Source organism: Frankia sp. R43, assembly GCF_001306465.1.
Classification (GTDB): Bacteria; Actinomycetota; Actinomycetes; order Frankiales; family Frankiaceae; genus Parafrankia; species Parafrankia irregularis.
In genome coordinates, this window is the sequence record NZ_LFCW01000001.1 from 532008 (window position 1) to 556532 (window position 24525).

At 70.3% G+C, this 24525-nt stretch carries 19 protein-coding genes; 5 read left to right on the top strand and 14 right to left on the bottom strand.

Features of this window, described 5'->3' with window-relative positions; all coding sequences use genetic code 11:
- Positions 1-23: 23 nt before the first annotated feature.
- The 3 genes from ACG83_RS01815 to ACG83_RS01825 form a co-directional block, all read right to left on the bottom strand.
- Entirely contained in the window at positions 24-1490 is a 1467-nt protein-coding gene (locus tag ACG83_RS01815; RefSeq protein WP_054564407.1) for an MFS transporter, read from the bottom strand.
- 181 nt (positions 1491-1671) lie between these two features.
- A complete protein-coding gene (locus tag ACG83_RS01820) occupies positions 1672-2112 on the bottom strand; it encodes a 2Fe-2S iron-sulfur cluster-binding protein (protein WP_054564408.1) in 441 nt (146 codons plus the stop codon).
- A gap of 51 nt (positions 2113-2163) precedes the next feature.
- A complete protein-coding gene (locus ACG83_RS01825; RefSeq protein ID WP_054564409.1) occupies positions 2164-2913 on the bottom strand; it encodes an SDR family oxidoreductase in 750 nt (249 codons plus the stop codon).
- 132 nt (positions 2914-3045) lie between these two features.
- Here ACG83_RS01825 and ACG83_RS01830 point away from each other — a divergent pair, with 132 nt between their 5' ends.
- The gene (locus ACG83_RS01830) at positions 3046-3696 is read left to right on the top strand and encodes a TetR/AcrR family transcriptional regulator (protein ID WP_054564410.1); all 651 of its coding nucleotides are present in this window, start codon (positions 3046-3048) and stop codon (positions 3694-3696) included.
- A gap of 138 nt (positions 3697-3834) precedes the next feature.
- On the opposite strand, the gene ACG83_RS01835 is transcribed toward ACG83_RS01830, so the two are convergent.
- A complete protein-coding gene (locus ACG83_RS01835; protein WP_054564411.1) occupies positions 3835-4989 on the bottom strand; it encodes an acetyl-CoA C-acyltransferase in 1155 nt (384 codons plus the stop codon).
- Between the two features lie 146 nt (positions 4990-5135).
- On the bottom strand, positions 5136-5897 hold the full coding sequence (locus tag ACG83_RS01840) for an SDR family oxidoreductase (protein ID WP_054564412.1): 762 nt from the start codon (positions 5895-5897) through the stop codon (positions 5136-5138).
- A 101-nt stretch (positions 5898-5998) separates the two neighbouring features.
- On the opposite strand from ACG83_RS01840, the gene ACG83_RS01845 reads away from it, so the two are divergent.
- Together ACG83_RS01845 and ACG83_RS01850 are read left to right on the top strand one after the other, a co-directional pair.
- Positions 5999-6862 (top strand): helix-turn-helix transcriptional regulator, encoded by an 864-nt coding sequence (locus tag ACG83_RS01845; RefSeq protein WP_054564413.1) that lies wholly within the window; start codon positions 5999-6001, stop codon positions 6860-6862.
- A 228-nt stretch (positions 6863-7090) separates the two neighbouring features.
- The gene (locus ACG83_RS01850; RefSeq protein ID WP_054564414.1) at positions 7091-7771 is read left to right on the top strand and encodes a hypothetical protein; all 681 of its coding nucleotides are present in this window, start codon (positions 7091-7093) and stop codon (positions 7769-7771) included.
- Here ACG83_RS01850 and ACG83_RS01855 read toward each other — a convergent pair.
- From ACG83_RS01855 to ACG83_RS01875, 5 genes are read right to left on the bottom strand one after another with little or no spacing between them, the layout of a single operon-like run.
- The gene (locus tag ACG83_RS01855) at positions 7755-8711 is read right to left on the bottom strand and encodes an alpha/beta hydrolase (RefSeq protein WP_054564415.1); all 957 of its coding nucleotides are present in this window, start codon (positions 8709-8711) and stop codon (positions 7755-7757) included. The genes ACG83_RS01850 and ACG83_RS01855 overlap by 17 nt on opposite strands.
- Before the next feature lie 11 nt (positions 8712-8722).
- A complete protein-coding gene (locus tag ACG83_RS01860) occupies positions 8723-9565 on the bottom strand; it encodes a tryptophan 2,3-dioxygenase family protein (protein ID WP_054565345.1) in 843 nt (280 codons plus the stop codon).
- Between the two features lie 13 nt (positions 9566-9578).
- Entirely contained in the window at positions 9579-10523 is a 945-nt protein-coding gene (locus ACG83_RS01865) for a diiron oxygenase (RefSeq protein WP_235497518.1), read from the bottom strand.
- Positions 10520-11857, bottom strand: coding sequence for an aminotransferase class I/II-fold pyridoxal phosphate-dependent enzyme (locus ACG83_RS01870; protein WP_083472966.1), 1338 nt, complete (start codon positions 11855-11857; stop codon positions 10520-10522). Before ACG83_RS01870 ends, ACG83_RS01865 begins: the two co-directional genes overlap by 4 nt.
- Positions 11857-12717, bottom strand: coding sequence for an SDR family NAD(P)-dependent oxidoreductase (locus ACG83_RS01875; RefSeq protein WP_054564416.1), 861 nt, complete (start codon positions 12715-12717; stop codon positions 11857-11859). Before ACG83_RS01875 ends, ACG83_RS01870 begins: the two co-directional genes overlap by 1 nt.
- Positions 12718-13239: 522 nt before the next feature.
- On the opposite strand from ACG83_RS01875, the gene ACG83_RS01880 reads away from it, so the two are divergent.
- Positions 13240-14454, top strand: coding sequence for an acetyl-CoA C-acetyltransferase (locus ACG83_RS01880; protein ID WP_054564417.1), 1215 nt, complete (start codon positions 13240-13242; stop codon positions 14452-14454).
- 87 nt (positions 14455-14541) lie between these two features.
- Here the strand turns inward: ACG83_RS01880 and ACG83_RS01885 are convergent, their stop codons facing one another.
- The gene (locus ACG83_RS01885; RefSeq protein ID WP_235497520.1) at positions 14542-16191 is read right to left on the bottom strand and encodes a zinc metalloprotease HtpX; all 1650 of its coding nucleotides are present in this window, start codon (positions 16189-16191) and stop codon (positions 14542-14544) included.
- A 364-nt stretch (positions 16192-16555) separates the two neighbouring features.
- Between ACG83_RS01885 and ACG83_RS01890 the strand changes: the two genes are divergently transcribed.
- On the top strand, positions 16556-19651 hold the full coding sequence (locus tag ACG83_RS01890) for an FG-GAP-like repeat-containing protein (RefSeq protein ID WP_054564419.1): 3096 nt from the start codon (positions 16556-16558) through the stop codon (positions 19649-19651).
- A 105-nt stretch (positions 19652-19756) separates the two neighbouring features.
- Here the strand turns inward: ACG83_RS01890 and ccrA are convergent, their stop codons facing one another.
- The 3 genes from ccrA to ACG83_RS01905 all read right to left on the bottom strand — a co-directional run bounded on the left by ccrA (position 19757) and on the right by ACG83_RS01905 (position 24276).
- Positions 19757-21106, bottom strand: a complete 1350-nt coding sequence (gene ccrA / locus ACG83_RS01895; protein ID WP_054565347.1) for a crotonyl-CoA carboxylase/reductase — start codon at positions 21104-21106, stop codon at positions 19757-19759.
- Between the two features lie 117 nt (positions 21107-21223).
- Complete coding sequence (locus ACG83_RS01900; RefSeq protein ID WP_054565348.1) at positions 21224-22801, bottom strand: long-chain fatty acid--CoA ligase; 1578 nt, start codon at positions 22799-22801, stop codon at positions 21224-21226.
- Between the two features lie 131 nt (positions 22802-22932).
- Positions 22933-24276: a CdaR family transcriptional regulator gene (locus ACG83_RS01905; RefSeq protein ID WP_054564420.1), complete on the bottom strand. Its 1344-nt coding sequence runs from the start codon at positions 24274-24276 to the stop codon at positions 22933-22935.
- Positions 24277-24525: the final 249 nt, after the last annotated feature.

Genomic DNA, 24525 nt, shown 5'->3' on the forward strand with positions numbered 1-24525 from the left:
TGGAACACAAGCAGTACCAGACGCTAGACGGCGGTGACGACGTCTGCCTCGGTGGCCGGCGCTGCCGGCACCGCCGTGGCCGTGGCCGTGGTCGACCGCCGGCGGCGCGGAAGGAACGCGGCGAGCACGGCACCGGCCGACGCCGCGATGGCACCGATGCCGAAGCAGAGCGTGAACGCGCCCTCGCTGGGTAGCCGAATCCCCCCGAACGCGGTGGTGTTGCTGGCGAGCACGGTGCCCATGAGCGCGGCCGCCACGCTGCCGCCGACCGAGCGGGTGAGGGCGTTGAGACCGACCGCGGCCGCCGCGTCCTGGGGTGGTGTGGCGTCCAGGATGAGGGTGGGCATCGCGGCGTAGCCGATGCCGACACCGGCGGAGCCGACACACATGACGATCAGCAGCTGCCACGGGGCGTCCATGAGAACCACGCCCAGGCTGTAGCCGACGGCCAGGACCAGCGCGCCGATCACGAGGGTGATCCTCGGCCCGGTACTGCGGATCAGCCTGCTGGAGATCGGGGCGAACGCGAGCATCATCAGGCCGGCCGGAGCCATCCACAGCCCGGTGGCCTGCAACGACTGGCCGAGACCGTAGCCGGTGGCCGCCGGCAGCTGGAGCAGCTGCGGAATCACGATGGACTGCGCCATCATGCCGAAGCCGACCGCCAGGGCCGCGATGTTGGTCATCAGCACCGGCCGCTTCGCGGTGGCCCTCAGGTCGACCAGCGGCTCGTCCTGACGCAGCTCGGCGAAGACCCAGAGCACCAGGACGGCCAGGCCGCCGGCGATCGCACCGAGGGTGCGGGCGTCGCCCCAGCCCCAGGCGGTGGCCTTGGAGATACCGACCAGGAACACGACCAGGCCCACCGCGAGGCCCAGCGCGCCCAGCACGTCGAAGCGCCCCTCGTGGCCGTCATGAATGTGCGGGATGGCGACAGCCGCGAGCACGAACACGACCGCGGCCACGGCCGTCGACACCCAGAACACGGTGTGCCAACCACCGACGTCGACGATCCAGGCGGCCAGCGGAAGGCCGATCGCACCGCCGACACCCAGGGTGGCGCTCATCGCGGCCAGGGCCGTCGGCGCCATCCGCGGCGGGGTGATCTCCCGGATGAGCGAGATGCCGACCGGGATGAAACCGATCGACATGCCCTGCAGGGCACGGCCCACCAGCATCGGTGTGAGCGAGCTCGACAGCGCGCACACCAACGACCCGACGATGAGCGCACCCGCGCTCGCCATGAGCACCCGCTGCTTGCCGAACAGGTCCGCGAGTCGACCCGCGACCACCATGAACACCGAAGCGGCCAGCAGGGTGACGGTGACGACCCAGGCCGAGTTGGACGCCGAGGTGCCCAGCAGATGGGGCAGCTCGGTCTGCAGCGGGATCACCAGCGTCTGGGTGAAGGCGGTGGCCATCCCACCGATGCACAACGCGATCACCGACACGATCGGCGGCGCCTTCCTGGCACCCGAGGCAAGCGACATGATCCAACTTTCGTCCGCGCCTACATACTTGATACAAGCAATGTATGCATAGTACATACATGTAGTGCCGACGTCAGATCAGGCCGAGTGACAGGCGATACACCGCTGCAGCCGACGGGCAGGACCGTGCGGTCAGGTCGCCCCGACGGGGCGACAGTGCCGGGCGGGGCGGTACGCCGGGTCAGAGCAGGCCGTCGTCCGACAACGTCACGGTCTGCACGCGGTGGACGCCCCTCCTGCGGACGACGACGTCACCGGTCACCCGGACCCGGCAGGCGAGCCGCAGGTTGCCGACACCCGTGAGGTCGGGTGCGTCCACGACGTCCGCAGGAGCAGCGGCGCCCTCGATACCCGCGACGCCCTGGAGACCGCGAGGCAGCCCGCCGGAGAGCAGGGGCTCAAGGGCGCCGCACTCCGCGTCGTCGGGCGGGACGAGATGCTCGGCGCCACGGACGACCTCCAGGCGGCAGACCGTGCACGTCCCCTGCCCATGGCAGGTCGTGGGCCAGTGGTACCCGAGCCGCCACGCGGCCTCGATGACCGTCTCCCCGGGTTCGACCGTGAGCTCGGCACCGAGGGGCTCGACGCGCACCACCGGCCCACCCGGCCGCGGATCCGTCACGGCTCCATCATCGCGCGACCGGACGGCCGCGGGCAGCGTCCGCCGACCGCTTCAGACTGCTGCGGCAGCCGGGATCACAGCCGGCGGATACACCTGCTCGACGCGGTCGCGGTGGGTGTACATCTCCCAGTAGCACTCGGCCAGATCGTCGGGGTCCACCACGGGGAACCGCATGCCGTCGACGGTCAGGTCGCCCGTGGCGCCCGTGGCGTCGGCTGCCGGGGCGTTCTCGCTGCGGGCGATGGCCGCCGCCACGGCGAGCGTGGCGGCGTAGACGCCGGTGCCGGCGAGCTCCGCGTGCAGGGAGTACACATAGTTGCGGGCGGCGGCCATCACCGGCCCCGGACCACTGAGGTTCGCCATCGCGTGCACCGCCGAGAAGCCCTGTGTCAGCAGGATCGCGCCGTCCGCGCGTTCGGTCATCTCCGGCAGCACGGCCTGGACGACCTCCACCGGGGTGAGCAGGAACAACGGGATCAGCGTCCGCAGGGTGGCCGCGTCCAGGCCAGCCGCGGGGGTGAAGTCAAGACCGGCCGGTACCGGCCCGTACTCCACGACGTCGATGCGACCGAAACGCTCCCGGATGGCCTCGACCAGCGCGGGCACCTGGGCGGGGTCGGTCAGGTCGGCGGGGAAGACGGCCGCCTCGATGCCCTCGTCGGCCAGTCGCGCCGCGAGCGCGTCGAGGCGGTACCGGCGACGGGCCACCAGGGCCACCCGGAAGCCCTCGCGCCCGAAACGGTGCGCCAGCGAGACACCAAGCCCGGTCCCGGCACCGAAGATCGCAATCACTTTGGACACGGCGACTCTCCTTGCTTTCTCATTCGACTAAGTTGACCCATGGGTCAATTTCAGGTCGAACGGTAGCATGGAACTTGACCGTAGTGCCAAGTTAGCCCGGTGCCGGGGCAGCCGGGACCAGGGAGAGACCAGATGCGGGCCGACGCGCAACGAAACGCGGGCAAGCTACGGGAAGCCGCCGCCGAGCTCTTCGCCGAGCGCGGCCTGCAGGTACCCCTGAAGGAGATCGCGCGCCGGGCCGGCGTCAGCCACGGCACCCTCTACAACCTCTTCGGCAGCCGCGAGGCGCTCATCGATGAGGTGGTCGTCGACCTGGCCGCCGACCGGCTCGCAGCGGCGGCCCGGGACGCACTGGCCCATGAGGACGCCTGGGAGGGGTTCGCCTGTTACATCGAGAAGCTCTGCGAGCTACAGGCCACCGACCCCGCGCTCGCCGACGTGCTGAGCGGCCGCTACCCCGGCGCCGAGCGCCTGATGGACCTGTGCAGCCGGGCGAGCGCCGATTCGACGCGAATCATCCAGCGTGCGCAGGACGCCGGGGAGCTGCGCCCCGACTTCACCGGCGAGGACCTCGCCCTCACCTTCGGCGCCATCGCCCGCCTGGCCCGTGCCAGCGCTGGGACCAACACCGGCGCTGACACCGCCCCCGACGTCTGGCGGCGCAGCGTCGCCTTCCTCCTGGACGGCCTGCGCACCGGGGCCGCCCGCGGCCCGCTTCCTACCGGCCCCGCGACGCCACGACAGGCCTACGCGGTACTGAGCCGACTCTCCGGCATAGAGTAAATACTCACTACTTAGATCTCCGCCCGTCACCAGCACCCGCGCAGCCGTCGCATGGTCACGGATGACCAGGAGGCGGAACGCGGGGCCGGTGGGGCAGACGTCGGGAAGACCGACATCCGTGGAGCAGGGCCCGACGGGTCAGAGCAGCTCGAGGATGGTGGCGTTGGCCTGGCCGCCGCCCTCGCACATGGTCTGCAGGCCGTAGCGGATGCCGTTGTCACGCATGTGGTTGACCAGCGTCGTCATGATCCGGGCACCGGAGCCACCAAGCGGGTGGCCGAGCGCGATCGCGCCGCCGAGCGGGTTGACCGCCTTGGCATCGGCGCCGATGTCGGCGAGCCAGGCGAGCGGTACCGGGGCGAACGCCTCGTTGACCTCGAACGCGCCGATGTCGTCGAGCTTGAGCCCGGACCTGGTGAGCGCCTTCTGGGTGGCGGGGATCGGCGCGGTCAGCATGATCACCGGGTCGCTGCCCGCGAGGACGGCGGTGTGGATCCGGGCGATCGGCCGGAGGCCCAGCTCGGAGGCCTTCTCACTGGTGGTGATCAGCAGCGCCGCCGAGCCGTCGGAGATCTGGGAGGAGTTCGCGGCCGTGATCACGCCGCCGTCCTCCACCGTCCTGAACACGGTCTTCAGCTTCGCGAGCCCCTCGACGGTGCCGCCGCGGCGGATGCCCTCGTCCTTGCTGATGACCGTGCCGTCGGCCAGCGTGACCGGTGCGATCTGCGCGTCGAACCGGCCCTCGTCCTGGGCGGCGGCGGCCTTCTCGTGCGAGCTGACCGCGAACTCGTCGCACTGCGCCCGGGAGAAGCCCCAGCGCTCGGCGATCATCTCGGCGCCGACGCCCTGGTCGGGGAAGGCGTTGTTGTAGCGGGCGAGGTAGCGCTCGCCGAACGGCACCTGGCCCATCAGCGCGCTGCCCATCGGCACCCGGGACATCGACTCGACACCACCGGCGATGACGAAGTCGTAGTGGCCGGCGACCACCCCGGCGGCGGCGAAGTGCACCGCCTGCTGGGACGACCCACACTGCCGGTCGACGGTCACACCGGTCACCGTCTCCGGGAAGCCTGCGCCGAGCGCCGCGTTACGGCCGATGTCGAATGTCTGCTCGCCGACCTGGCCGACGCAGCCCCAGACGACGTCCTCCACGAGAGCCGGGTCGACGCCCGCGCGCTCGACCAGCGTGGCCAGCACATGCGCCGACAGGTCCGTCGGGTGCACACCCGACAGCCCTCCGTTCCGCTTGCCGACCGGCGTCCGCACCGCCTCGACGATCACCGCATCACGCATGACGACGTCCCCTCAGTTGGCCAGCGTTGCTGAGTATGCATTCACTCTTGCAGGCGATGCAAGTGGTGGCTAACCCAGCGCGGGCACGATGCTATTCGCCCGCCGGCCGTCACGGAGGTCCACCGACTCCGCCGCCAGCGCCACCGTCAGACGGGCTGGCCGATCGGACGGATCGTCACCGTGTTGAGGTCGACGCCTGCCGGCTGGTCGAGCGCGAAGCCGATCGCCTCGGCCACCGAATCCGGGCTCATCGCGATGGGGGGAGCCTGGCCGTGCCAGAACGCGGTGTCGATCATGCCTGGGTTCACGACCGTGACTCCGATGCCGCGGGTCGTGGCGTGCAGGCGGAGGTTCTCGGCGAGGCCGACCACTGCCCACTTCGTGGCGGAGTAGAGGTTGCCCGGGCTGTTCTTGATTCCGGCCACGCTGCCGATGAGCACCAGCCGGCCGCGGGACCGCTCGAGGTGGGACAGGGTCGCCTCGGCCAGCAGAGCCGGGCCGAGCACGTTGGTGAGCACCATCGGTGCCCAAAGCCGCGGATCGCCGCCGTCGATGACGCCGGCACCGCCCGTCCGGAAATGATCCGCGGACGCGCCGCCCGCGTTCGCGACTGCCGCGTCGAGCGACCCGAAGCGCTCCACCGTGCTGGTGACCGCCGTGTTCGTGGAGTCCCAGTCGGAGGCATCCGCTATCAGACCCAGCACGCGGTCCGCGTGGCCGACTTCGTCTAGGAAGGCCTTGAGCCGACCGGGGTCGCGCCCGGTGACGGCGACCCGGTGGCCACGCCCGAGCAGGAGCCGAGCGGTCGCGGCGCCGATCCCGCTCGTGCCACCGGTGATCAGGACCGTCTTTCCAGCGACCGGCGATGCGCCCGAGTCAGTGAGTGTGTCAGTGAGGAAGGTGCTCATGGCGTCCACTCTGTGGCGCGGCGCGGACCCCCGACAGTTGCTTCCAAAGGTGGGGACGCCATCCCCTGGCAGGCAGCGGGTCGCCCAGGGAGGCTACGGTTATGGCGAACGCGAGGTACTCCCAGCTCGGTGGCTTCCTGCGTTCGCGACGCGAGCGGATCCGCCCCGAGGAAGTCGGGCTCGCGCCCGGCCCGCGGCGCCGCGTCCCCGGTCTGCGTCGCGACGAGGTCGCCGTTCTCGCCGGTGCCTCGGTGGAGTACTACACCGAACTCGAGCGCGGTGCCGGTTCGCAGCCCTCCGACCAGATGCTCGCCGCGCTCGCCCGCGCCCTGCGCCTCAGTCGCGACGAACGCGACCATCTGTACCGGTTGGCGAACCGCCCGATCCCGCACCAGGGCGGGACGGCGGCACACGTCCACCCCGCGATGCTCGACCTGCTGACGCGAATCGACGGGACCCCGGCGATGGTGAGCACCGACCTGCACACCGTTCTGGTCCAGAACCCACTCGCCATCGCGATGCTCGGCGACCTGTCCGCGCACCACGGCCGCGCGGCGAGCTTCATCTACCGATGGTTCACCGACCCGACCGCGCGGCAGATCTACCCGCGGGAGGACCTCGCCCCGCAGTCACGCTCGTTCGTCGCCGACCTGCGCGCGGCAGTCGGGCGACGCAGCCCAGGAGACACCGAGGCGACCAGGCTGGTGGACGAGCTACTGCAGCAGTCGCCGGAGTTCCAGGCGCTTTGGGCCGACCAGGACGTGGAGGTGCGCAGAGACGAGCGCAAGCGAATCGTCCACCCCGCCGTTGGCCTGCTCGACCTCAACTGCCTCAGCCTCTTCAGCGAGGACGGCCGCCAGCGTTTGCTCTGGTTCACCCCACGTGCCGGGACCGACACCGCCGAGAAGCTCGCGCTGCTGACCGTCGTGGGCACACAGGCGCTGCAATGCGAACCAGTCCGATGAACCGATCGAGCAGGTACCGGGTGACGCCTGGCGGGTGATCCGTTTCGCGCCGCCGGTTCCGGCGCACAGCACGCACGTTCGGCATACCCGCACGCCGGCGATGTTAGAAGTCTGTTGAAATTCGCGGCGCCGGCGTGAGAGTTCTGTGAGAAGCCCTTTCCTTCGCGTGCCCACGGGAAGTCCAATACTCGCTGCCCGTCGGCGATGACGAACAGAGAGGACATTCCGATGACCCTGGGTGACGCAGCTCCCGCCACACGGGGTGCCGACCCGACGAGAACCACGCGGGTCGCACCGCTGAACTGGCTGACCGCACGAAATCTTTCCGATCTCGGCGAGCTGACCGCACGCTGGCTCGAGGGCACCGTCGCCACCGGGCCCGCTTTCGGCGGGGCGCTGGACGAACAGACCCGGACAATCGCACCACGGCTGGCCTCGATCAACCGCCGCGGCCTGGTGACCCTCGCCTCCCAGCCCGCTCAACGCATTGCGGACGGATACGGCAGACGTGCGTTTGTCGAGGGGTTCATCGACGAACCCCGCGCGCTGACGGTCAGCCGCATGCTGCTGGGCACGGACATCATTCTTCTCATCAGGCCCCCGGCATGGTCGGCGACGCACAGGAGCATCCGGCCCGCGCGACCCGCCGAAATCACGGTCGAGATCAGCGCCGGCATGCCACTCACTCGGGCCGGAAACTGCCATACCTATGCGGACATCAAGTATCTCTACGGCATGTGCGGCGGATGCAGCCGGCGCGCCGTGGCGAGCCTGGGTCATGCCTGCCAGGTCACGGCCATCGACCCCGTGTGGGGGCGTCCGGACTATCTGTGGGAGGCACTGAGCCTCGCCCTGACATCGACCGGGCCGGGCCGCCCACCGGCGAGAGCGATCATCGCACCCCGCTGACACGCTGAGGCAGGCCCATCTGTGCGAGAACTGCCCGCCCCAACGGCTCGCCTGGATCGCCGAGGGTCTCAGGGAGATCGAAGTGGTTCCGGCCGGGCACCACGAGATCGACCGGCGCGGTGCCGTATTCGGTCAGTGCCGAGAGGAACTGCCGGTGCTGGGCGGCGAAGGCGGACGTCTCGTTCTCGCCCCGAGCGATGACCAACGATGGGAGGGAGCCGGTTCCGCGGAGCCGGTGGACCGGGCTGTTGCGGGCCGCCTCGGCGGCGGTGAGCCTGATCTGCTCACCCACGTACGTGTGGCGCAGCGGTTCCAGATCGTAGATCCCGCTGAGCAGGCAGGCACCACGGATCACGCCGGTGGGGCGCAGCGGGGCGGGGAGCCATCCGTCCACCAGGCACATCGCGGCGAGATGGGCCCCGGCGGAGGAACCGCTCAGGAAGATCCGCCGAGGGTCGACACCCAGCGGGGCGGCATTCCGAAACAGCCACAGCACGGCCTCGCGGACCATCGCGACGATCTCGTCCAGCCGGTTCGCTGGCGCGAGACCGTAGCCGAGCGCGGCGAAGGCCGCGCCGCGCGAGACGAAGTCCGGAGCGGCGAAGGACGACTCGGCCGCGCTCAGCTCCTGCCAGTAGCCCCCGTGGATGAACATCTGCAGCGGCGCTCCGGGTTCGGGACCGGGCACAGCCGCCGGCAGTGCCGGCAACACGGGCAACGCGGGGAAGAAGTGCAGAATCCGGTCGGGGCCGGGGCCGTAGGGGATCTCCCGCCAGGCCAGGTCGGCGCGGGCCCGGGCCGAACCGTCCGCGTACCCGCGCAGGCAGGCCCGCAGGTCCGGCACGGTGAGGCTGGGCGAGTACGCCCGGTCGCGCAGGGCTCGTTCACCAGCCGCGTCAGAGTCAGCCGCGTCGGAGTCAGCCGCGTCGGCGTCGGTCATACGGGGGCCGGTCATGCCGGGGCCGGGCCACTGAAGCAGGTTCGCGCTTCCCAGAGCTCCGGGTAGAACTTCAGCTGGGCCCGGCCCGCCAGGTACGTCGCGCCCGCGCTGCCAGCCGTCCCGGGTCTCACCCCCAGCTGTCGTAGCACCGTCAGCTGATGGCGCTGACGCCAGCTCGACCACATCTGATCGTGGCCGATCAGGGCTTCGGAGAGCTCCCACAGCTCGCTGTACCGATCACCGCCGGCGGCGATCTCGCACAGCGCCGCGGATCGCTGCGACGCGGTGGCGGCGGGGAAGCCGGCGCTGGTCAGCAGGACGACGAAGGCGTCCCACAGGTCCGGTTCGGCCAGCCGCCGGCTCAGCCGCCGGTGGTCCTCGGCGGTCAGCCAGCCGGCCCGGGCCAGCCAGCCGTGGTCGTCGGCGCCGGAAAGGAACTCGATCTCACGGAACTGTGCCGACTGGAAGCCGCTGGACGTCCCGAGCGAGCCGCGGAACTCCAGGAAACCGTGCGGGGTCATCGTGTCGACGACATCGATCTGGTTCACCAGCACGCGCTCGATCTCATGGCAGCGGCGCAGCCGCAGGCGGGCGCGGTACGTGTCGCCGCCGAGCATTCTGTCCCGGACATCGGCCAGCTCGAACAGCAGAACCTTGAACCAGAGCTCGTACACCTGGTGAACGGCGATGAAGAGCAGTTCGTCGTGGGCGACCGGCAGGCTCCTGCAGCGCTGCTGGTCGAGCATTTCGGTGAGACGAAGATAGCCGGCGTACGTGAGACCGTCGTCCTGGCCGACCGAAGCCTGATCGACAGAAACCTGGCCGACAGAAACCTGGCCGGCAGAAGGCTGCACGATGGCGATGTCCTCACTCGATTCCATGGGCGGCGAAGGTCTCTCTCACTGCGGGAAGGTCGAGAACACCGGCGGATTCGCACATACGCCGGGTGGCCTGCGCGACCGTGCCGATCCGGCTGGTGGTGGCGGTGCCGCCGTAGACGTCCCGGAGCACGCTGTCGGCGGTGGATTCGTCGAGGCCGGCGAGCAGGAGGGACGATCGGACGGGGGCGGCGTCCCAGGCGATGCAGGCCTCGATCAGGGGTGGCAGCGCGTGGCCCACCCGGGTCCGCAGGGCGGGTTCCAGCTGAGACCACAGCAGGTGGAAGAAGCCCGCGAAGAAACGATGGTGGCGACCCTCGTCACGGGCATGGTCCCGGGTGACGTCCCGGACCGCGGTGACCACCGCGGGATTCGTCGGAACCTCGTTGAGAACCGCGGTTATCAGCGTTTCGAACACGACCGTCTGCAGCAGGTGGGCGAGCACCGGCTCATCGGGGAGAATGGTGTCCGCGGCCAGGTCGAGCTGTTCGACGAAACCGCCGTAGTCCCACCGGGGAATCGGGATCCCGGTGACGGTGGCGATCTGGTCGGCCAGGTCGAGGCTGTACAGGGAGTGATAGCCCTCGTCGCAGTAGATCCTGTAGGCGTCCAGCCGGTGGGAACGGGGCACCTCGAAACCGAGCCGGTTACCGGCGATCAGCTCCGCACCGCGGTTCACGACCCGGGTTTCCAGCTCGGTGGCCGACAGCAGGAACTGGTACAGATGCCGGACGGTGAGTTCCCGCGACGCGGAGTCCGGCAGCGTACGGACGGCCTCGTGGGCCAGGTAGGGAACCAGCTCGGGGGGAAAGAACACCAGCCCCTCCTCCAGCTCCCGGTGGAAGGTCCGCCGGGTTCCGCCGCGCACCCCGGCCGCGTCGTACCAGTCCTTCATCGGCGCACCCGCGCCCGATCGGTGCGGCTTCGCCGTCATCGCGGGCCCTCGGCGCGCTCATACCGGCGGCCGGGGGCGGAACCGGACGCGAAAGCGGGCTCGGGCTCGGCCACAGATGCGGATGCGGATGCGGATGCGCGCAGGCTGCCGAGCAGGCGAGCGATGCGGTCGACGCCCTGCGACACGACCGCCGGCGCGGCGGCGAAGCAGAGCCGGAACCAGCCCGGATCCGGGCTGGCGAAGAGGCGGCCCGGCAGCACGTTGACATGGGCCTCGTCGAGGATTCGCGCCCACAGCTCGTCCTCGGCGGCGAAGGTGGGTTCGGTCAGCCACCCGCGCAGATCGACCCACAGGGAGAACCCCGCCTCCACCGGGACGAAGGGAAGGCCCGCGGCCGTCAGCAGACCGGCCGCCGACCTGTAGGCACGGCCGAGCCGGCGACGGCTCTCCGCGAGAAAGCCGGTCACCCACTCCCGGTCGGCAAGCAGGTCCCGCAGCAGGGCCTGGGTGTCGGTCGAGGTCGCGGCGAAGTAGGCGAGCGCCCGCGCCGCGGCGCAGACCTGCGGATCCGGGCTGCACAGGACGCCGATCTTGAGGCCGGGCAGTCCGAAGTCCTTCGCGAAGCCCCACACGACGTGGACCCGTCCGGTTCCGGCCGCCTCCACCTCGGGGTCGAGGGCGCTCACGAACCCGCTGTTGTCACCGAACACCGAGTTCGCGTAGATCTCGTCCACGACGACGTCCACCCCGTGCCGTACCGCGACCGCCACGATCTCGCGCAGGACCCGCGGGGGCAGGACGTGACCGACCGGGTTGCCGGGCGACGCGAGGGCCACGGCACGGACGGTGACCCCACGTGCCCGCGCCCCGGCCAGGGCTTCGTCCAGCACGTCGGGCGTTACCTGGAAGTCCTGGTCAGCCCGCACAGGCGCGGGTAGCAGCCGGGCTCCGGAACGGCCGACCAGATCGACGTCGAACGCGCTGTAGTAGGGGGCGGGCACGACGATCGCCTCGCCCGGGTCGCACAGGACGGTGGCGATGACGTCGAGGGCACCGGTCACGCCGCTGACGACGACGAGGTGGTCGGGGTCGATCTCCGTCCGGCAGATGCCGGTGAGGAAGCCGGCGAGCTCCCGGCGGAAGGCGTCGGCGCCGTGCAGCGGGCCGTAGTGGGTGTCCGCGGCGGTCAGCGGCCGGCGGGCGGTCAGCCGCGGGGCCAGCAGGTCCCAGACCAGGCGGTTCTCCGCCGTTCCGAGGTTGATGTACCCGTCGGGGCGCAGCCGCGCGTCGTAGGGGTACGCCTCGGCGCGGAAGTGGGCGACGGCGATCGCCGGCGGCTGGGCGGCCAGTGCCGCCGCGCGCCTCGACACCATCACAGACTCACCGGGCGTCGGCCCGGGGCCTCGTCGGCTTCCGCTCCGGTCTCCGCTCCCGTCTCCGCCTGCCGCCTGGTGAGCAGCCGCCCGGTGAGCAGCCCCGGATGCACCCCCAGGCCCATCGACGCGTCGACAACCGCGCCGTGCAGAACGCCGGAGCCGTCGGCGCACAGCCACCACACCAGCTCCGCGATCTCCTCCGGCTGGATCAGCCTGCCCTTCGGCAGACTCGCCTCGAGGTCGAGCCGGGCCCGCGGCGACAGCCCGTCCAGGGTGCTTTCCCGCAGCATCGGGGTGTCGACCGCGCCCGGGCAGACCGCCATCACATCGACCGGGGAATGGGCCGTCTGCGCCGCGAGATGCCGAGTGAGGTAGGTCAGCGCCGCCTTGCTCATTCCGTCCACGATGTCGAAACCGGGAAACTGGGCCAGGCCGCCGCCGACACTGGAAATGTTGATGATCTTCCCGCGGCCGCGTTCCAGCATTCCCGGCAGAACCCGCCGGATCAGCCACAGCGGGCCGATGCTGTTGATCCGCAGAAACGCCTCGTCCCGGTCGAGTGGGTCCGCGACGTACCGGTCGATGCTGCGGGTACCCACAGCCGCGTTGTTGACCAGCACGTCCACCGGCCCGGGAAGCGCCGCGAGCAGGCTGTCGTGACTGTCCCGCTCGCCCTGGCGGAACTCGAAGGCACGCACCTCGACGCCGGCGGCGCACAGATCCTTCGTGATGGATTCCGCGGCATCCCGCCTGGAGTGATAGGTGAACCACACGTTGTCCCCGGCGCGGGCGAACCGCGTCACGGTGGCCAGGCCCACTCCACTCGACCCACCGGTGACCAGAACGTTTCGCGGCATCGTGTCCTTTCCTGAGGCATCGCCAGGAGCCGAGACTGTCGTGCCCCCGCGATCAGGGCACGCGGAGACAACCGCACAGGGCAGGCTTGGTCGCGTGCGGGTCGAGGCTGTTCGATCTGGTCGGACGGGACGTTCGTTCAGGCCGGCCGGAAACGTGCCGGCTGCGACGGCGGCACGCGTCTGCGCCCGTAGCCGACGACCACGGGTTGCGACGGGGGTCTCGCGGCACAGGTGCGCACCTGCGGCCCCACGGCCCGGGGCTTCAGGTGATCCCGATCCGCAGAAGCGAACTCTAGCAGCAGCTTTGCTCCGCATCTACGGATTCGGGATCCCGCTCGACGGCATCCCACGGCCCTCCGCCAGGGCCAGCGGGCGCCCGCGCACGCGCGGCGATCAGCCCCGGAGCCCACACATGCCGGGCACCGTCGGGCACCGCTGGACAGTGCGGCCACCCGGGGCCATCCTAAGCGGGCGCTTACCTGAGGCGCCCACCGAAGCCGATCATGAATGGGAGACGGTCGCATGCCCGAGGCAGTCATCGTCGCTGCGGCACGCACGCCGATCGGTCGCGCGGGGAAGGGGTCCCTGAAGGACCTCCGGCCCGACGACCTCGCGGCCTTCATCACGCGGACCGCCGTCGAGAAGGTGCCCGGGCTCGACCCGAACACCATCGACGACCTGCTCCTCGGCTGCGGGCTGCCCGGCGGCGAGGCGGGCAACAACATGGGCCGCGTGGTCGGCGTCCTCAACGGGTGGGATGCCGTTCCCGGCGCCACCATCACCCGTTACTGCTCGTCATCGGTGCAGACCACCCGGATGGCCTTCCACGCGATCAGGGCCGGGGAGGGCGACATCTTCGTCTCCGCCGGCGTCGAGACCGTCTCCCGGTTCGGCAAGGGGACCTCCGACCACATCCCCGACACCGTCAACCATCTCTTCGACGACGCGCAGACACGCACCGCGGCGACGGCCAGATCCAACGAGACCTGGCACGACCCGCGCGTGGACGGGCTGCTCCCCGACGTCTACATCGCGATGGGCCAGACCGCCGAGAACGTCGCCACACTGCGCGGCATCTCCCGCCAGGAGATGGACGAGTTCGCCGTCCGCTCGCAGAACCTCGCGGAGAAGGCCATCGCGGACGGATTCTGGGCCCGGGAGATCACCCCGGTCACCACACCGGACGGCACCGTCGTCACCGCCGACGACGGCCCCCGCGCGGGCGTGACCTACGAGGCCGTCTCCCAGCTCAAGCCGGTCTTCCGCGAGAGCGGCACCGTCACGGCGGGCAACTGCTGCGCGCTGAACGACGGCGCCGCGGCGGTCGTCGTCATGTCCGACAGCAAGGCCGCCGAGCTCGGCCTCACCCCACTGGCCCGGATCGTCGCCACCGGAGTCTCCGGCCTCTCCCCCGAGATCATGGGCCTCGGCCCGGTGGAGGCCTCGAGGCGGGCGCTCGCCCACGCGGGCATGACCATCGACGACATCGACCTCGTGGAGATCAACGAGGCCTTCGCCGCGCAGGTGATCCCGTCCTACCGGGACCTCGGCATCGACATCGACCGGCTCAACGTCAACGGTGGCGCGATCGCCGTCGGCCACCCGTTCGGGATGACCGGCGCCCGCCTGCAGAACACCATGCTCAACAGCCTCGACTGGCACGACAGGACGACCGGTCTCATCACGATGTGCGTCGGTGGCGGCCAGGGCATGGCGCTCATCCTCGAACGCCTCTGATCCCTCGAACACCCCCGGCCCGCGAACGCCGCTGGCCCGCGAACGTTTCAGAGCACGGGACTCGGCCGGTGAAGGCGAGTCCCGTACTCAGAGCGTGAAAGTGAGCGCCAGCGCGCCGGCGAGCAGCACCGCGGCGGAGAGCACGTAGCGGGAGACGAACGTCCAGCACCAGACGGTGCCCGCCGCCGTGCCGCTCACCGCGCGCAGCTCGACGTACGGTTCGGGACCGCGCAGATACCAACCGGTCACCTCGACGTCCTCGCCGACGAAGGAGCTGGCACGGGTGGCTCCGAACAGCAGGCCGGCCCCCGGCAGCGGATTGTCGTATTCGAGGGTCACGATCCCGCTGCCGTCGTCGAGAACCAGATCCGATGAGGCCACGAATCCGCCTCGGCCGACAATCGTCCCCCGCAGCCTGACCGGTATCGCGGAGACCGGGCCGGCGTCGAGGCGGTCCAACAGGTCGGCGACCCGCGCGACCGGCTCCGGGGTGCCCAGCGGCGCCCGCAGCGTCGCGCGGATCACCAGCAGCACCCCGGCGGCCGCCACCAGCGCGGAGACCAGTGTCAGGTTGGCCTGGCCAGGATCGCCCTTGAAGGCGAGGAAGGCGGCGCCCAGGCAGAGCCAGCCGCCGAAGTGCACCGGCAGCTCCGCCAGGAACTGCGCTCGGGCCCGCAGGCGCTCCTCGGCACTCGCCTGCGCCGCGGTCCGCACCCCGCACCACACCCGAGGAGCGCCGGGCAGGCCACTCGCCTCCAGGGCCGCGATCCGGGTCGCGACCAGCGGATGGGTGGACAGCAGCTCCTGCCAGCGGGCCCAGGGGCTGGTGACCTCGAAGCGCAGCGCCCGTACCAGCCGCTCCGGTGGCAGCTGCGGCCCGGCCGGGTCCAGCGACGGCGCCGAGCCGGCACTGGCGATGCCGAGCGCGCCGACCGCTCGGGTCCGGCCCTCCTTACGGGCCAGACGCCTGGCCTGGCGATGGTGGTCGTTCTCGCGGAGGTCCGCGACGCGCTCGGCGAGAGCCCGGTCCCGCTCCCCCATCCCGTACACGATCTTCACCAGCGCCGAGCACAGGGCGTCCCCGTCACCGGTCGCCGCGCAGGAGGCGTGATCGGCTCCGAGCTCCCGGGCCCGGGAAAGGCCGAGCAGCGCCAGCTCGGAAATCAGGTAGACGACGAATCCGAGGATCCTGACCGGGTCGTTCCCGCCGGACTGGTCGCCACCGCGCGCTCCGGCCGTGACGTAGTACAGCAGGGCCGGCACCACCGACGCCGCCGTCATCACCGCGAAGTCGCGGTTGCGGATGTGGCCGATCTCGTGCGCCACCACGGCTTCGACCTCGCGGTCGTCAAGGCGGTCGAGCAACCCGCGGCTGATCCACACCCGGGCGTCCCGCCGCGTGTGGCCGAAGGTGAAGGCGTTCGGGTCGCCGTCCTCGACGATGCCGAGCCGGACCAGCGGAACTCCGGCCAGCTGGCACTGCCGGGCGACCATCGTGGCGACCGGCTCGTCGCTGAGATACCCGTCCTCGCCTCGTGCCAGCTCGTGCGCCGGCACCAGCCATTCCACCAGCCGCGGCCCCACCAGGAACTGCACGACGGCGAAGACCGCCACCACGGCCAACGGCACGAGGAAAGGCACGGGGGTGAAGAAGGTGAGCAGCCAGCAGCCCACAATCAGTACGCCGCCCAACAACGACAACCCGGCCGCCGAACGCCGCCAGACATACCCTGCCACGCCCGCCCCCTGAACTTGCCCGAGCATACAAACGGGACTGCCGAGCCGAGTAACGCTACTGCGAACCGGATCCGGGCGCAGCAGAATTGCGCAGCTGAATTCGCGCACTGTCCAGTGGCGCCGCGGCGGGACGGGTCAGGTTGTCGCCGCCCAGGACAGTCGCAGGTTTACTCCGCGTCCAGCACGATGCCGTTATGTCTGACGCCGACGTTCATGTCGCGGACACCGTCCAGTGGTCCTGCGGTGGTCTGATGCGTTTTGCCCCCGACAACCGTTGATGGGGGCTGTTCGCGCAATCGGAGGAAGCGTGGCCGCTGGTAGTGCTCATGGCGTCGGGCCGGCGACGGTCCGTCGCGGATGGGGGATGATCGCCGTCGCGGTGCTGGTCGCCGTCGCGGTGGTGATGGGCTCGACCCGGCCCGCCATGGCCGCCGACCCGCCACCGGCCAGCTTCACGGTCGACATCCCGCTCCCCGACAACTGGGACCACGCGACGGCACAGGCCTGGGCGGACGACCTCAACACCCGCCACGCGCTCCTGAGCGACTCGATCAAGGAGCAGCTCGACGCCTACCGGGCGGACCTGCCGGGCGCGCCGACCGAGACCTGGCACGACTTCGACGGCTCCGCCGCCGTGACGGGCTCCGGACTGTCGCTCACGGTTCAGGTGAACGAGGTGCAGGCAACCGACCTCGAGTGGCTGCGGGACATCGGCCTCCTCCTCGCCACCGCCGCGATGGTCTATGCCATCCGTTTCGCCTGTATGGCCGCTGCCACCGGACCGCTGGGGGCGGCCGCCCCCGTGCTCTGCACGCCGCTCGGCGGATTCTTCGGGACGCTCATCGGCGGCGCGATCAGGAACGCGGTCACCGGCCAGCTGCACAGCTGGAAGGCCTGGGCCATCGTTCTGGGCGCCGCGGTAGGGGCCGCCATCCTGGGTTACGGCTGGGAGGGGTGGCTCAATCCCCTGGTCAAGGCGCAGGGCCCGAACTGGATGGCCTCGGCCGGTGGGGTGCTGCGCAATCTCGGGCAGAAGATCAAATTCTGGGCGCCCGCGACCGGGGATGCGATCGCCAGCACTGGTGACGGCCTGGCCGCGAACGCCGACGACATCGCGCTCGGCATCGTGGAGGGTGTGGAACAGGCGGGAGCCAACCCGACGAACCTGCGCGTGCTGCCGCTGGGTGACTCGATCACCTACGGCGTGGGGACGTCGGACAACTCCAGCTACCGGGCCCGGCTGTGGAGCCTGCTCGACCCCAGGGTGGACGACCTGGACTTCGTCGGCTCGGTGGATACCGGCCAGCTGCCCGACACGGACAACGAGGGCCACCCCGGCTGGACGATCAGCCAGATAAGCCAGATCGCGGCCTGCACGGTCCGCACCTACCAGCCGAACATCGTCACGCTGCACATCGGCACGAACGACATGGCGCGCAACGTCTCGGTGGCCGGTGCCCCGGACCGGCTGCGCACCCTGCTGCGCAGGATCTTCGAGGCCGCCCCGAGGACGACGGTCATGCTCGCCACGCTCATTCCGTCCACGACACCGGCGACCATGAACCGCATCCAGGCGTACAACGCCGCCATCCCGGGGATCGCGGCCGAGTTCCGCGCCACCGGGCGGATGGTCCACGTGGTCGACATGGGCGCGGTCACCCCCGGGGACATGACCGACTCGTTGCATCCCAACGCGACCGGTTACCGGAAGATGGGCGACGCCTTCAACGGCGCGATCAACGAGATCCTGACGAAGGGCGGGTTCGGCGTCACGCAGCCGGCCGACTTCTTCGTCGACGCCTGCGGTGGGACGACGGGCGGCGCCGGTGGCACCACCGGGGCCGTCGACCCGTCAGCCAACCTTGACAACGGCTGGAGCCCGATGGGGGTCGTCGCCTCCGGCGCCGGACCGCGGGCGCAGGTGCGGTTCGCCGACCTCAACGGCGACGGTCGGGACGACTACCTCCTCGTCGGTGACCAGGGCCAGGTCCAGGCCTGGTTCAACACTCCCGGTGGCAGCGGTGGCATCTCCTGGCAGTCGAGGGGCCAGGTCGCCTCGGGCTCCGGCCCGCGTGACTCGGTGCGCTTCGCCGACATCAACGGTGACGGCCGCGACGACTACCTCGTCGTCGACAGCGCGGGTGTGGTGCAGGGCTGGCTCAACGTCCCCGGCGGGGGCGGCGGGGTGTCCTGGGACTCCCAGGGCGTCGTCGCCACCGGTGTCGGCGCGACCCGCGACGAGGTGCGCTTCGCCGACATCAACGGTGACGGCCGCGACGACTACCTCGTCCTCGACGGCGCGGGCGTGGCGAAGGGCTGGCTCAACAACCGCAGCGCGAGCGGGATGTCCTGGGGCTACGCCGGTGTGGTCGCCGCCGGTGTGGGTGCGACCCGCGACGAGGTGCGGTTCACCGACCTCGACGGTGACAGCCGCGACGACTACCTGGTCGTGCAGGCCCAGGGCCAGGTGCGGGCCTGGTTGAACACCTTCAGCGAGTCCGGCGCGGGCTGGCTGGTCCAGGGCGAGATCGCCGGCGGTGTCGGTGCCTCCCGGGCCGACGTCGAGTTCGCCGACCTCACCGGCGGCGGCAGCAGCGACTACCTGGTGGTCAACAGCACCGGCCAGGTCACGGCGTGGCGCAACGACGTCTTCGGCCAGGAGGACCGGTGGGACTACCAGGGCACCGTCGCGAGCGGGGTCGGCGCCACCCTGCCCGAGGTGCGGTTCGCCGACCTCAACGGTGACCGCAAGGACGACTACCTGGTCGTGAGCGAGCAGGGCGCGGTGCGGGCCTGGCTGAACAACCGTGGCGGCAGCGGCTCGCCGTGGACCTATCTGGGCCAGGTCGCCGCGGGGGCCGGGCCGCGGGAGTCGGTGCGCTTCGCCGACCTCAACGGCGACAACCGGGACGACTACCTCGTGGTCAGCACATCAGGGCAGGTGCAGGCCTGGTTCAACGCCGGCAGCGGCAACAGCGTGTCCTGGCAGGCCAAGGGCGTGGTCGCCGCGGGCTCCGGGGCTCGTGACACGATCCGGTTCAGCGACATCGACGGCGACAACCGGGACGACTACCTCGTCGTCGGCACCGGTGGGCAGGTGCAGGCCTGGCGCAACGTCGCCGGCGGCAGCAGCGGGGTGTCCTGGCAGGCCCAGGGCGAGATCGCCGCGGGGGTCGGCCTGCCCGCCTCGATGATCACCTTCGCCGACATCGACGGCGACCGCCGGGGCGACTACCTGGCCGTCAGCGAGAGCGGACGGATCTGGGCCTGGCGGAACAACCGCGGCGGCGGCGGCGCGACGTGGCTCACCCAGGGTGAGATCGCGACCGGCGTCGGCGCGACCCGCGACCAGCTCCACCTGACCGACTACAACGGTGACGGCCGCGACGACTACCTGGTGTCCGACAGCGCGGGCGTGGTCAGGGGCTGGACCAACAACGGCCTGGTACGCAAGGGCTGACACTCGCTGATGACAGGGCCGGCCGGACCGCTGATATCGCGAGCGGTCCGGCCGGCTCGGTGTAGGGCCACTCCGGCCACTCCGGCCGATGCGCCGGCCTCCGGACTACACGCCGCGGAAGCGGTTGATTGCCGTCAGGTGACGAGCCCGGGTCTGCTCGTCACGAACACCCAGCCCCTCCTCCGGCGCCAGACACAACACCCCGACCTTCCCCTGATGCGCGTTGCGATGCACATCGAACGCCGCCTGCCCCGTCTCCTCCAACGCATACACCCTCGACAACGTCGGATGGATCAACCCCCGCGCCACCAACCGGTTCGCCTCCCACGCCTCCCGATAGTTCGCGAAATGCGACCCCACGATCCTCTTCAGACTCATCCACAGATACCGGTTGTCGTACTCGTGCATGAACCCACTCGTCGACGCACACGTCACGACCGTCCCACCCTTACGCGCCACGAACACCGACGCCCCGAACGTCTCCCGCCCCGGATGCTCGAACACGATGTCCGGATCCTCCCCACCCGTCAGCTCCCGGATCCGCGCCCCCAACCGCTTCCACTCCCGCGGATCCTGCGTCACCTCATCCGACCAGAACCGATACCCCTCCGCCGCCCGGTCGATCACCAGCTCCGCCCCCATCGACCGGCAGATCTCCGCCTTCGCCGGCGACGACACCACACACACCGGAATCGCCCCACCCCGCAACGCCATCTGCGTCGCATACGACCCCAGCCCACCCGACGCGCCCCAGATCAGGACGACGTCGCCCTGCTTCATCCCGGCCCCGTTCCGCGACACCAACTGCCGATACGCCGTCGAGTTCACCAGACCGGGGGACGCCGCCTCCTCCCAGCTGAGGTGGTTCGGCTTCGGCATCAGCTGGTTCGCCTTCACGAGGGCGAGCTCCGCGAGACCACCGAAGTTCGTCTCGAACCCCCAGATCCGCTGCTCCGGATCCAGCATCGTGTCGTTGTGACCCTCGGGCCGCTCCAACTCCACCGACAGACAGTGCGCCACCACCTCGTCACCGGGGTGCCAGGCATGCACCCCCGGTCCGGTCCGCAACACCACACCCGCCAGATCCGACCCCACCACGTGATACGGCAGATCATGCCGCCGCGCCAACGGCGACGTCCGCCCATACCGCTCCAGGAAACCGAACGTCGACAACGGCTCAAAAATCGACGTCCACACCGTGTTGTAGTTCACCGACGACGCCATCACCGCCACCAACGCCTCACCCGGCCCCAACTCCGGCGTCGCCACCTCATCCACATGCAACGACTCCCGCGGATCCTTGTCCCGCGACACCCGCCCCTCGAACAACCCCACCTCGTCCTTCCGCACCACCACACCCCGATACGACTCCGGCACCGCCAGCGACGCGAACTCCGCCTGTCGTTCCGGCGACCGCTGTCCGCCCGTCATGATCGCGTCCAGGATGTGCTTCATCATCGATTCACCCAGCTCCGTTCCGGAGGAATGAGCCTTTCCGTCGTCGGCTCCGGCCGGCGACCACAGGCCGGACAGACGTGAGACGGAAAAGCCTCAACGAAATCAGAAATGAACTCAGCACCGTGTTCCGGTATGCGGCTTCCCTGGTGTCAGGGCTCGCTTGAGAATCTTGCCGGTGGCGGTCATGGGCAGCGACTCCATGAACTCGACGATGCGCGGGTACTTGTACGCGGCCATGACCTCGCGGCACCAGTCGACCAGCTCCTTCTCCGTCGCCTCGGCCTCGGCCCGCAGGACGACGAAGGCCTTCACCTCCTCGCCGTGGCTGGGGTGAGGAACGCCGATCACGGCCGCCAGGCTGACCGCGGGATGGGTGAGAAGGACCTCCTCGACCTCCCGCGGGTAGACGTTGAAACCACCTCGGATGATCATGTCCTTCTTGCGGTCGACCACGTAGACGTAGCCGTCGGCATCCCTGGTTCCGATATCTCCGGTGTGAAACCACTGCTGCGGGTCGATCGCCTCCGCGGTGGCCTCCGGGCGATTGAGGTAGCCCTTCATCACGTTGTGCCCGCGGACGCAGATCTCGCCGGGCTCGTCGACCGCCGCCTCGGTGCCGTCGTCCCGGCTGACACGGATCTCGACACCCCAGACCGGCAGGCCGATCGAACCGGGCCGGCGCGGCCGGTCCAGGCGGTTGAACGTGGCGACCGGGCTGGTCTCGGACAGGCCGTAGCCCTCCAGAACCGGAACCCCGAAGCGCTCCTCGAACGAGGTGAGGACCTCCATGGGCAGCGACGAGCCGCCGGCCACCGCGAGCCGGAGGTTGGCGCAGACCCCCGCGACGTCGTACCCGGTGGCGGCCACGTGGTTCAGCAGAGCCCAGTACATGGTGGGAACACCGACGAAGACGGTGGCATTCTCCCGCTCGAGAAGATCCAGTGCCTTCTCCGCGGTGAACCTGGGCAGCAGTACCAGGGTGGTGCCGGTGGCGAATCCGCAGTTCATGTGAACGGTCTGCCCGAAGGTGTGGAACAGCGGCAGGGCCACCAGCTGGATATCGTCCGCCTGGACGTTGAAGAGCCGGCTGCACATCAACGCGTTGTGCACCAGGTTGCTGTGGGTGAGCTCTACGCCCTTCGGGCTGCCGGTGGTTCCGCTGGTGTACAGCACGACCGCGGTGTCGGTTTCGGCGGTGTGCCGGGTGGTGAAGTCGGGCGAGCCCGTCTGGGCGAACTGCAGGAGCGTCTCGCCGGGCACCCGGCCGGCCTGCGCCGCCAGGTCCGCCGCGAGGAGAACAAAGAGGTCACATCCCGGCGTGGAATCAAAAGCGGCCAGCCCGCGCTCGCCCATGGGAAGGTCGTCGGCCCCCTCGAAACAGAAGAAGGCCCGCGCACCGGAATCACTCAGATGGTAGGAGATCTCCCGCTCGGTGAGCAGGATGGACAGCGGTACCACGACCGCGCCCGCCTTGAGGATCCCGTAGTAGACGACCGGGAAGTACGGCAGGTTGGGGCAGCTCAACGCGACCCGGTCCCCCGCTTTGATGCCTCGATCCACCAGTGCGCCGGCCACGAGGTTCGCCATCGCGTTCACCTCGTGATACGTCCAGCGGCGATCGTCGAAGACTATGGCGGTCCGATCCGGAACCGTGCGTGCGCTGTCCTCGAGCAACACGGCTAAGTTGAGCACGAGCACCTCCGTGAGACCGCGTGTGTGGGGCGCGTAACCACTCTGTTCCCGTAAACCACTCTGTTCCCGTAAACCACTCTGTTCCGGTAACCACTCTGTTCCTTCACCTGTCCGGCGAGCTAGTGGCCGGGTCACGAAGTCGGCTGTGACTCGTCCACAGACCGCCCGCCGGGCCGCTCCGGCCGCCGCACCACACTGCCGGGCGCGAGCAGGCGGATGGCCACGACCAGTTCGATCACGTCCTGGACGGAGCGCAGGTCACATCCGGTGCGCTCGGCAATGCGCTCCAGCCGGTAGTAGGCCGTATTGGCGTGCAGATGCAGCAGCTCGGCCGCGGTCTTCGCGTTGAGATTGCTGGCGGTGTATGCGAGAAACGTCTTTATCAGCCTTGAGCCGCACGCCGAGTCCTCTTCGACGAACCGCCGCACCGCCGGTCGCACGAGCTGGCGCGCCAGGGAGTCGTCCCGCATCAGCAGATAGTCGAAACTGGACAGCAGGGGCAGCACCACCACCCCGCCGTGCTCACCCAGGCTTCTTCGGGCGAGGCAAGCCTCCGAATAGGCGTCGGGTAGCTCGGCGAGCCGGTCATGCACGGCGCTGACACCCACCGCGAGGCACACCCCGTCCCGGCCGAGGGCATCCACCAACGCCTCGAGGCGTTCCACCACCTCCGCCGCGCAGGCGGGGACGGGCGACACCGCGACGATCTCCGCCTGCCGCACCACGACCAGACCGGCGCCGCCGCGGACCACCGCTCTGCGCAGAGTCGAAGCGGCGTCCTGCAACTGCTGGTCAGCCGACAACGGGGCCACGGGCACCGCGGACAGGGCCACCAGCCTGGTCCGCGTTCCCAGGCCGACCGAGCGCAGCAGGGCCCGTTTCGGGCCGTCCGGCAGCTCGCGCGCGGCCAGCAGATCCTCAAGGACGTCCCGGCGCAGGCGGTCGCTGTCCGCGAGCTGGAACTGTTGCTCATCCAGATAGGACTCGGCCGCCGCCGCGGTCCCGGCCTCGGTGAGGCGCATGACATCGGCGGCGAGTGCGAGCGTCGCGGCGCGGGCACCGGAGTCGGCGCGGGTGGCCGCCACCATTGCCTCCCAGAGCGTGAGCTGGCCGACGACGAACGCCTGCAGGAGGTCGGCGAGCGGAATCTCCTGTCTGGCCCGGCGACGCGACTGCGCCCGGGTGGGCGCGAGATCCTCCGCCCGGGTCGGCCGCTGCTCCGCCACGCTGGCCAGCAACGCTCGGAACACAGCCTCCACATGCGCGGTCACATCCCCACGCAGCTGCCCATCCGTGCTCGTGCGGTAAGCCGGGACCTGCGCCCAGATCGCGTCGACCGCGTGTGCCACCAGCTGTCCGAGCAGGTTCTCGGCCGTGGCGAGCACGCCGGTCAGGCCAGGCTCGCCCGGCACCCGGCCGACTCGGCGCGATGCGCGGGCGAGCACGGCTGGCGGCTGCTCCGGTAGTGCCCCCATGGACGGCCCCTCCCCTCGCTGCCACCTCGCCGCCACCGCACTCCCGCCGCACGGAGGCCGCACGACCCCTCGACCGCACGACCACCCGGCCACCCGGCCCCTCGGCCCCTCGGCCGCTCGGACACGCCGCGGGGGCGCCACACGGACGTTGCTACTCGCCAGTAGGCGCATCCACAGGCTACCTGCCGGTAACTTCCATTGACACCCCGAGGGCCACACCGCAGCCGATGGCCCGACAACTACGTCCAA

Bases quoted from the DNA above. Each gene is read 5' to 3' on its own strand.
- ACG83_RS01835 (WP_054564411.1), bottom strand. From the start codon at position 4,989: ATGCGTGATGCGGTGATCGTCGAGGCGGTGCGGACGCCGGTCGGCAAG.
- ACG83_RS01845 (WP_054564413.1), top strand. From the start codon at position 5,999: ATGGCGAACGCGAGGTACTCCCAGCTCGGTGGCTTCCTGCGTTCGCGA.
- ACG83_RS01905 (WP_054564420.1), bottom strand. From the start codon at position 24,276: ATGGGGGCACTACCGGAGCAGCCGCCAGCCGTGCTCGCCCGCGCATCG.
- ACG83_RS01890 (WP_054564419.1), top strand. From the start codon at position 16,556: ATGATCGCCGTCGCGGTGCTGGTCGCCGTCGCGGTGGTGATGGGCTCG.
- ACG83_RS01855 (WP_054564415.1), bottom strand. From the start codon at position 8,711: ATGACCGACGCCGACGCGGCTGACTCCGACGCGGCTGACTCTGACGCG.
- ACG83_RS01830 (WP_054564410.1), top strand. From the start codon at position 3,046: ATGCGGGCCGACGCGCAACGAAACGCGGGCAAGCTACGGGAAGCCGCC.
- ACG83_RS01865 (WP_235497518.1), bottom strand. From the start codon at position 10,523: ATGACGGCGAAGCCGCACCGATCGGGCGCGGGTGCGCCGATGAAGGAC.
- ACG83_RS01840 (WP_054564412.1), bottom strand. From the start codon at position 5,897: ATGAGCACCTTCCTCACTGACACACTCACTGACTCGGGCGCATCGCCG.
- ACG83_RS01815 (WP_054564407.1), bottom strand. From the start codon at position 1,490: ATGTCGCTTGCCTCGGGTGCCAGGAAGGCGCCGCCGATCGTGTCGGTG.
- ccrA (WP_054565347.1), bottom strand. From the start codon at position 21,106: ATGAAGCACATCCTGGACGCGATCATGACGGGCGGACAGCGGTCGCCG.
- ACG83_RS01850 (WP_054564414.1), top strand. From the start codon at position 7,091: ATGACCCTGGGTGACGCAGCTCCCGCCACACGGGGTGCCGACCCGACG.
- ACG83_RS01870 (WP_083472966.1), bottom strand. From the start codon at position 11,857: ATGGTGTCGAGGCGCGCGGCGGCACTGGCCGCCCAGCCGCCGGCGATC.
- ACG83_RS01875 (WP_054564416.1), bottom strand. From the start codon at position 12,717: ATGCCGCGAAACGTTCTGGTCACCGGTGGGTCGAGTGGAGTGGGCCTG.
- ACG83_RS01880 (WP_054564417.1), top strand. From the start codon at position 13,240: ATGCCCGAGGCAGTCATCGTCGCTGCGGCACGCACGCCGATCGGTCGC.